The sequence below is a fragment of the Staphylococcus sp. B1(2026) genome (assembly GCF_058895785.1).
This window is the reverse complement of record NZ_JBZXTS010000054.1, coordinates 1-8,655: the sequence shown is the minus strand read 5'-3', so window position 1 is coordinate 8,655 and position 8,655 is coordinate 1. Positions and strand designations below refer to the sequence as shown.

Here is an 8,655-nt window from a genome sequence, read left to right as displayed (position 1 = left end):
AAATAGGCTACATCGCAATTAATTCGATAATGTTTTGTATTGCATTGAAATGTTTCGTAGTATGCTTGAGATAAGAGATCAATTAATCATAGCTATATTTAATAATGAACATTCACAGAGGAAAGTTGAATTTATAAAGAATGTAGTAAAATGGTAAGATAATAATTGATGAAAATACAAAAAATAAACTCGAACAATTAATGCTAGATAATGAAGTAATAGATTTAAATAATGCTGATCAAAATATTATAAGACAAGATGAGTATAAAATATCACAAATGGCAAAAGCAGCAGTATATATTTTAAAAACACAAGAATATAAATATATTAAAGATCTACATACAAGTCATTTTGTGAATATTTTTAGGTTTCTTTTGAATGAATAGTGTAACCAGTTATATCATTAATAGTTAATTACTATAAATATTGTATTAAAATTTTAAAAAAATTATAAAAAACCTATCAATGAAAACGCTTTACATGTTATAATTGCAATATAAATTTATTATTGGAGGTAGTAATTATGATAGATAATAAACAACTAGAAAGATGGTTAAGTTACGTAGATCAATCTCTATTAACAAAACATGAATTAGCACAATTAGATGATGAAGTTGAACGTGAAGACGCTTTTTATCAAAATTTAGAATTTGGTACAGGTGGTATGCGTGGAAAGATTGGTTTAGGGACTAATCGTATGAATATTTTTACAGTACGTAAAGCGGCCCTTGGTTTAGCTAATTATTTAATTAAATCAGGCCAAGATTTATCTAAAGGTGTGGTAATATCTCATGACACTCGAAGATTTTCACGTGAGTTTGCTTATGAAATTTGTCGTACGATTTCGACACAAGGTATTACCACTTATTTATTTGATCGCAATCAACCAACACCGGTGCTATCTTATGCTGTAAGATATTTACAATGTTTAGCAGGTATTATGATTACAGCTTCTCATAATCCACCACAATATAATGGAATAAAAGTTTATGGTGAAGACGGTGCACAATTAAGTTTAGTGCCTTCAGAAGCAGTAATTGAAGAAGTTAATAAAGTAGAAGATGAGTTAAATATTCAAGTTGATTCTTTAACTTCTTTAATTAATAAAGGTTTAGTTAAAATGATTTCACCACAATTAATTGAAGATTATTTAAAAGAAGTGACACAATTAGTAGACAAAGTTAAAGAAGATAATTTAACAGTAGTATTCACACCATTACATGGTTGTGCAAATTATCTTGGACCTAAAGTTTTAGAAAATATTGGTTTAACACGCGTTTATCCAGTATTAGAACAATCTATTGAAGATGGTAATTTCTCAACTGTAAAATCACCAAACCCAGAAGAAAAATATGCGTTAGCTTATGCCAGTATATTAGGTAAAGAAGTAGGAGCAGATATTTTATTAGCAACTGATCCTGATGCAGATAGATTAGGTGTAGCAGTATTAAATAATGATGATGACTACACATTATTAAATGGTAACCAAACAGGCGCATTGTTATTAGACTATATTTGTCAGCAAACATTACCTGAACATCCATTTGCAGTTAAAACGATTGTAACGAGTGAATTAGGTAAAAAGATTGCTGAAAGTTATAATGTAGAAATGTTTGACGTTTTAACTGGATTTAAATTTATTGGAGAATTAATAAAAGATTATCAAGATACGCAAAAAATTAAAAATTATATCTTTGGTTATGAAGAAAGTTATGGTTATTTAGCGGGTGATTTTGCACGTGATAAAGATGCTGTACAAATTGTGGCATTGTTAGCAAAAGCAGCTTCAGATTATAAATTACAAGGTATGACTTTATTAGACCGTTTAGAAAAACTTTATCAACAACATGGCTATTTTGTAGAACAACAATTTGCGCATACATTAGAAGGTGTTGCAGGTAAACAAAGAATTGCTGAAATTATGAGTAATGTACGTCAAAATCCTCCAAAAAACTTAGGTGGTTTGAAGGTTGTAGCATTAGAAGATTATGCTAACGCAACTAGTACTAATATAGCTACTAATGAAGTAACAGCATTAGAATTACCAAAATCAAATGTACTAAAATTTATTTTTGACAATGATATGTGGGCCTGTATTAGACCATCAGGAACAGAGCCAAAAATTAAAGTATATACATCATTAAAATCAGATGTTGTTGATATTGAAACAGTAGGTTCAGAAATTGATGCAACGATAATGAATTATTAGAATCATTGGTGTTAAGCGTCTGTGCACGCTTAACACCAATTTTTTAGATAAATAATTAAAAATGTAGTGTTTAAATGAATAAATCATCTAGACACTACATTTTATTAAGATTTTAATAATTAAGCTTTATTACTTGTACCGAATTCACGGATTTTTTCTGTAACAACTTTAATAATTGCATCTTTACCAGGACCGATAACTTTACGAGGATCATAAACTTTATCGTCATTAGCTAATTTTTCACGAACAGCTGCTGTCCAAACTTGTTGACATTCAGTGTTAACGTTAATTTTAGCATGACCACGTTGAATAGCTTTTTCAATTTGGTAAGTTGGGATACCTGATCCACCATGTAATACTAATGGTGCTTTAGTTGCTTCTGAAATAGCTAACATTTCATCAAATCCTAATTGAGGTTCACCATCATAAGTACCGTGTACAGAACCTAAAGCTGCAGCTAAAGCATCAATGTTAGCTTCTGCTACCATACGTTTACATTCTTCTAAGTCAGCATATTGGATACCACCAATTACACCATCTTCTTCTCCACCAACAGTACCTACTTCTGCTTCAACAGAAACATTACGTGAATGTGCATATTCTACAACTTTTTTTGTAATTTCAATGTTTTCATCAATTGGGTGATGAGAACCGTCGATCATTACTGATGTAAAACCAGCATCAATAGCTGCTTTACAAGTGTCAAATGATGAACCATGGTCTAAATGAATCGCCACAGGAATTGTGATTTTCATATCTTCAATTAAACCTTCAACCATTTTAACAACAGTTGTAAAACCACCCATATATTTAGCAGCACCTTCAGATACACCTAAAATTACAGGTGCTTTTTCATTTTCAGAAGCTGTTAAAATTGCTTGAATCCATTCTAAGTTATTAATGTTGTATTGACCAACAGCGTATTGTCCTTCTTTTGCTTTTACAAGCATTTCTTTCATTGAAACTAATGGCATAATAAATGCTCCTCCTTATTTTTGTACATAGTACATATTGTACAAAAATATTATATCAAAATACGCTATTAAATGGTAGTTTTTTAAAATATAAAATGGTATTTGTCATAATTTTTTCATACTTTAACAACATTAATATTATTTTGTCAATAGTGATTGATATTGAGAATATCTTTTGAAAAATGATTGTGAATAACTACATAATGGTATAAGTTTTATATTATTTTTTGTGGCTTCTTCGATTAAATGTAATGTTAATTGTTTAGCAATACCTTGATTACGTAATTCTGATGATACGACTGTATGGTCAATACGCCAAATTGAGAGTTCGATGACTGTGTAACTAATGAATGCTTTAGGATGTTGTGCATCATCACCAATATAGAAACGATTATGATCAGAATGTATTTTTAACATGTTTTACCTCCAAATATGTATAGAATATGTTAATAAAAAGAGTAAGCTAGGGAAGGCTTACTCTTTTTAATAGGGAATAAAATATGAAAATTTTAAAATGATTATGAACAGGGAGATTCATAATCATGAAAAGTTAAGGGTTTCATAACTCTAAGAAAGGTTTATGAAAATTAAAATTTTCAACTATGATTTTACTATAGCACTTTATATTATGCAAGTTTAAAATCAAAAATAATATAGTAAATTACATCATAATGATTAGTTGTGAACATTTAGTTAATAAAATGTATTCAATAAAAAATACCTTTACAAATCAAATGATAACGATTATCATTTTCATATAGACAGAATATTTTAAGGAGAATTATTGTGAAAAAAACAACGAGTACTTTATTATTATCATCGTTATTATTAGTAGGTTGTTCTTCAACTAATAATGTGATGCAAGAAAATATTACAAAAGATACAATAAATACAGTAAAAATAGATCTTTCAAAAGAAACGGCAACATATAAATCATTTGTTGAACAGCAAATTGAACAATTATTATCAGATACAGAAAATTTTGCTAAATTATTAAAAGAAGGTAATTTAGAAGAAGCAAAAAAAGTTTATCCATTAATTAGAATGGCTTATGAACGTTCAGAGCCAATTGCTGAAAGTTTTGGAGAATCTGATCAAAAAATTGATTTTAGATTAGTGGATTTTAAAGAAGAACATAATACAGATGAAGGGTGGAGTGGTTTTCATAAAATAGAACAAATTTTATGGGAGAAAAATTCAACTGAAGAAACTATTGTCTATGCTGATAAATTAGTTAATGATATTAAAGAATTAAAAGCGAAAATAGCTACAGTTGAAGTTACACCAGATATGATGACAACAGGTGCAGTTGATTTATTAAATGAGGTCGCAACAAGTAAAATTACTGGAGAAGAAGAAGTCTTTTCACATACGGATTTGTATGATTTTAAAGCGAATATAGAAGGTGCTGAGAAAATCTTTAATATTTTCAAAGATAAAATTCAAGCAAAAGATAGTAAATTAGTAACACAATTAGAAACTAATTTTAAATCAGTGAATGATTTATTAGATAAACATAAAAAGGATGATAAAAATTATAAATCTTATACAGAATTAACAAAAGAAGATACAAAAGAACTTGGTGAAGCTGTAATGAAATTAGGAGAGCCATTGTCTTTAATGAGTGTTATCATGGAGGAAAATTAGATGACGTCAGAAGAAAAATGGAGCGACAAGAAATTAACACGTAGAGAATTTCTTAAAAAAGCGGGTATAGGCAGTGTGGGTGCAGTCATAGGTGCCAGTACTGTAGGTGCTATTTTATCTAAAACAACACATGAGGATGATAATAATACTATCGGAAAAGAACAGTATACATTCTATGGTGATTATCAATCAGGTATTCAAACACCAAGTCAATCGAATGTATACTTTGTAGTATTAGATTTAACAACGACTAATAAAAATGAAGTTATTCAAATGTTGAAAGATTGGACAGTGTACAGTCAACGATTAATGAATGGTAAAGAAGTTGATAAAGAAGGTAATAATCATTATTTACCGCCTAAAGATACGGGAGAAGTAATGGGGTTGAATCCATACCGATTAACTTTAACATATGGTGTTAGTCCTAGCTTTTTAGATAAGTTAAATTTAAAAGATAAAAAAATATCAGCATTTAAAGACTTACCTTTATTTCCGAGAGATCAATTACAACCACAATATACCGGTGGAGATATTTGTATTCAAGCTTGTGCAGATGATGCACAGGTGGCTTTTCATGCTGTACGAAATTTAATTCGTAAAGCACGTGCTTGTGTGTCAATGAAGTGGAGTCAAACAGGTTTTACAGCGATAGGTGATGGTAAAGAAACGCCTAGAAATTTATTTGGTTTTAAAGACGGAACGGCTAATGCCAGAGACAATAAAAAATTCAATGATATTGTATGGTGTAAAGATAATAACTGGTTGTATAATGGTACTTATATGGCAGTAAGACGTATTCAAATGCATTTAGAAACGTGGGATCGTACCAATTTAAATGAACAAGAAAATACTTTTGGACGTCATAAACATTCAGGTGCGCCATTTGGTGAAAAGGATGAATTTGCAGAAATTGATTTGAATAAAAAAGATAGTGATGGAAAACCATTAATACCTACAGATTCTCATGTTCATCTAGCCCATAAAGTAGGTAAAGAAATTTATCGACGTTCATTTTCATATGCGAGTGGAATTAGTGACACAACAGGTCAGTTTGATTCAGGTTTATTATTTATTTCTTTTCAAAAAGATCCAAGTCAATTTATTGATATTCAAAATAGTTTAGGGAATGAAGATAAAATGAATGAGTATATCACACATGTAGGTAGTGGCTTATTTGCATGTTTTGGTGGCATAAAAGAAGGTGAATATATTGGTCAAAAATTATTTGAGTAAGTTTTTATTAATATGTTTATTATTGACATGTCAAACAACTACGACTGTTTTAGCGTCAGATAATTTTAGTGAATTATATGTTAAAATTACTGATGCAACGACAGCATTACAATCCAATAATCAACAGCAAGTTCAACAGTTAATCAAAGAAATTGAACAACAATTTCAAAAAAATGATAATTATAATTCTGAAGCAGGTAAAAAAGTACAAAATGCTTTAAAAATAAATAATAGATCAATTACTAAAACTGATTTAGTTGAATTATCTTCAGCATTATTAGCATTTGAAAAAGAACAGAATCCCGTTGATATTGAAGCGGAAAGAAAGAAATTAAAAACTAAATTAACACCGTCGTTACAAGAATTAAAATCTGCAATCGCAAATCAAGATTTACAACAAGTCAAAATGAGCTATAAAAAATTCAATATGACTTGGGCTAATAATGAAGGTATTGTTAGAAATTCTAGCACAGTACATTATGGAAAAATAGAAACAGCTATTTCATTCTTTAGAAGTTCGTTAGAAGCAACGCCTACTGATTTTGCTATAATGAGTAATCATTATGAAACATTAACGACGGCATTAGATGATTTTATTAATAACAAACAATCTAATGTGATGAAACAGCAGTATACACTATCTGAAGGTATCACATTATTACAACAAAGTTATGATGCTTTCGTGCAACAAGATGTTACAACTGGAAAAAATAATATAGAACGATTTATTGAAATTTGGCCAACGATTGAAGGCGATGTAAGAACAAGAGATGCACAACTTTATAAAAAAATTGAAAGTCAATTGCCGGTCATTATGGTTAAAGGTCAAGAGGATAAATATCAGCAACAATTACAGCAATTAATTAAAGAAATTTCTGCGATTAATATGGATGCAAATTATAGTTTTGTTGATGCAATGTTAATTTTATTACGTGAAGGTATTGAAGCATTGTTAATTGTACTAGCTTTAGCGAGTACATTAAAAGCAGCGAAACAAACGAAAGGTTTGGTTTGGGTCTATAGTGGTGCTTTACTAGGTATTATGCTAAGTATTGTTATTGCTATTATTTTACAACAAGTCTTTCCAAATATTGCTTCTGGTATGCAACGTGAAATAATTGAAGGTGTTGTGGGCGTTATTGCAGTTGTAATGATGATAATTATTGGTATGTGGTTACATAGTAAGTCTTCTGTTAAAGCGTGGAATGCGTTTATGGATAGACAAATGAATATGGTATTAACATCCGGTAGTTTTTTATCCATGTTTTTCTTAAGTTTCTTAGCTGTATTTAGAGAGGGAGCTGAAACAATATTATTTTATGCAGGTATTTTACCTAAGATTACATTTTCTTCATTAATATTAGGTATATGTAGTGCATTAATTATATTAGTGATAATTGGTTATATGATGATTTTTGCAACACGTCAGTTTGCACCGTATAAATTATTTTTTATTTTAACGTGGTTTATTTACTTTTTAGCTTTTAAAATGCTAGGTGTTAGTATCTATACTTTACAATTTACTAATGTTTTACCTAGACATATTATAACTAGTTTACCTACAATAGAATGGTTAGGTATTTATCCGACGCTGGAAACATTAGGTAGTCAATTATTATTTATAGTTGTTATAATTATAGTACGTCGATATAATAAAGCTTAAATGGTAGGAGAAGAACTATGACTTACGATAAAGAAGAAACAATCATTTTTCATTTAGTCGAATTTAGAAAACGTTTCATTTATAGTTTGGCATGTTTTGTTATTACATTGGTTATTAGTTTGTTTTATTCATCAACACTTTATCAATGGTTAACAAGCGGTTTTGATAAAAAATTAGTAGTTTTAGGTCCGAATGATATTTTATGGATTTATTTAACTCTAGCTGGTCTATGTGCCATTGTGATAACATTACCTTTTGTATGTTATCAAATTTGGTTGTATATTAGACCGGCATTGTTGAAAAAAGAAGCCATATCATTATTGATTTATATTCCAGCCATTTTTATTTGTTTTGTTACTGGATTGGCATTTGGTTTTTTTGTGATTACACCATCTTTATTAACGGTATTATTATCTATTGGTGATGAATTGTTTTTAACACAATTAACTGCTGAAAATTATTTGACATTTGTTATTAATACAACAGTACCGATTGCAATATTATTTGAAGCGCCAGTCATTATTGCATTTTTAACATCAATTAATTTAATCACACCTAATTTATTAATAGCTTATAGAAGATATGCATATTTTATACTATTGATTATTTCAGTTATTATTACACCAGCTGATTTGATTAGTGATTTATTAATGACAATACCATTATTTATTATTTATGAATTGAGTGTTGTAGTCAGCAAAATGATTTATAATAGAAAAAGAGGAAAATAAAATGAGTTTTTTAAGAGATATAGGTGCACCAGGTTTAATCGTTATTATTTTAGGTGCTTTAATTATATTTGGTCCAAAACGTTTACCTGAATTAGGCCAATCTATTGGGAAGATGTTTACTGAATTTAAAAAAGCAATTAGTGGGTTAACAGAAGAACAAGATAAGAAAAAATAAGGTTCTATAATTTAAAGTGTTGA

The 8,655-nt window shown here is 29.1% G+C and carries 8 protein-coding genes; 6 read left to right on the top strand and 2 right to left on the bottom strand.

Annotated elements, in window-relative coordinates; translation table 11 throughout:
• Nucleotides 1-523 precede the first annotated feature (523 nt).
• Nucleotides 524-2,209, top strand: a complete 1,686-nt coding sequence (locus AC5EAH_RS07285; protein WP_493494117.1) for a phospho-sugar mutase — start codon at nucleotides 524-526, stop codon at nucleotides 2,207-2,209.
• 119 nt (nucleotides 2,210-2,328) lie between these two features.
• On the opposite strand, the gene fba is transcribed toward AC5EAH_RS07285, so the two are convergent.
• Together fba and AC5EAH_RS07275 are read right to left on the bottom strand one after the other, a co-directional pair.
• Nucleotides 2,329-3,183, bottom strand: coding sequence for a class II fructose-1,6-bisphosphate aldolase (gene fba, locus AC5EAH_RS07280; protein WP_493494116.1), 855 nt, complete (start codon nucleotides 3,181-3,183; stop codon nucleotides 2,329-2,331).
• Nucleotides 3,184-3,321: 138 nt separating this feature from the next.
• Entirely contained in the window at nucleotides 3,322-3,600 is a 279-nt protein-coding gene (locus AC5EAH_RS07275) for a GNAT family N-acetyltransferase (RefSeq protein WP_493494115.1), read from the bottom strand.
• A 369-nt stretch (nucleotides 3,601-3,969) separates the two neighbouring features.
• Here AC5EAH_RS07275 and efeO point away from each other — a divergent pair, with 369 nt between their 5' ends.
• From efeO to AC5EAH_RS07250, 5 genes are read left to right on the top strand one after another with little or no spacing between them, the layout of a single operon-like run.
• Nucleotides 3,970-4,830 (top strand): iron uptake system protein EfeO, encoded by an 861-nt coding sequence (efeO, locus tag AC5EAH_RS07270; protein ID WP_493494114.1) that lies wholly within the window; start codon nucleotides 3,970-3,972, stop codon nucleotides 4,828-4,830.
• Nucleotides 4,831-6,063 carry an iron uptake transporter deferrochelatase/peroxidase subunit gene (efeB, locus tag AC5EAH_RS07265; RefSeq protein WP_493494113.1) on the top strand — a complete coding sequence of 411 codons (1,233 nt, stop codon included), beginning with the start codon at nucleotides 4,831-4,833 and terminating at the stop codon, nucleotides 6,061-6,063.
• On the top strand, nucleotides 6,032-7,726 hold the full coding sequence (locus tag AC5EAH_RS07260; protein WP_493494112.1) for an FTR1 family iron permease: 1,695 nt from the start codon (nucleotides 6,032-6,034) through the stop codon (nucleotides 7,724-7,726). Before efeB ends, AC5EAH_RS07260 begins: the two co-directional genes overlap by 32 nt.
• 17 nt (nucleotides 7,727-7,743) lie before the next feature.
• Nucleotides 7,744-8,457 carry a twin-arginine translocase subunit TatC gene (tatC, locus tag AC5EAH_RS07255; protein WP_493494111.1) on the top strand — a complete coding sequence of 238 codons (714 nt, stop codon included), beginning with the start codon at nucleotides 7,744-7,746 and terminating at the stop codon, nucleotides 8,455-8,457.
• Nucleotide 8,458: 1 nt separating this feature from the next.
• Complete coding sequence (locus tag AC5EAH_RS07250) at nucleotides 8,459-8,632, top strand: twin-arginine translocase TatA/TatE family subunit (RefSeq protein ID WP_493494110.1); 174 nt, start codon at nucleotides 8,459-8,461, stop codon at nucleotides 8,630-8,632.
• Nucleotides 8,633-8,655: the final 23 nt, after the last annotated feature.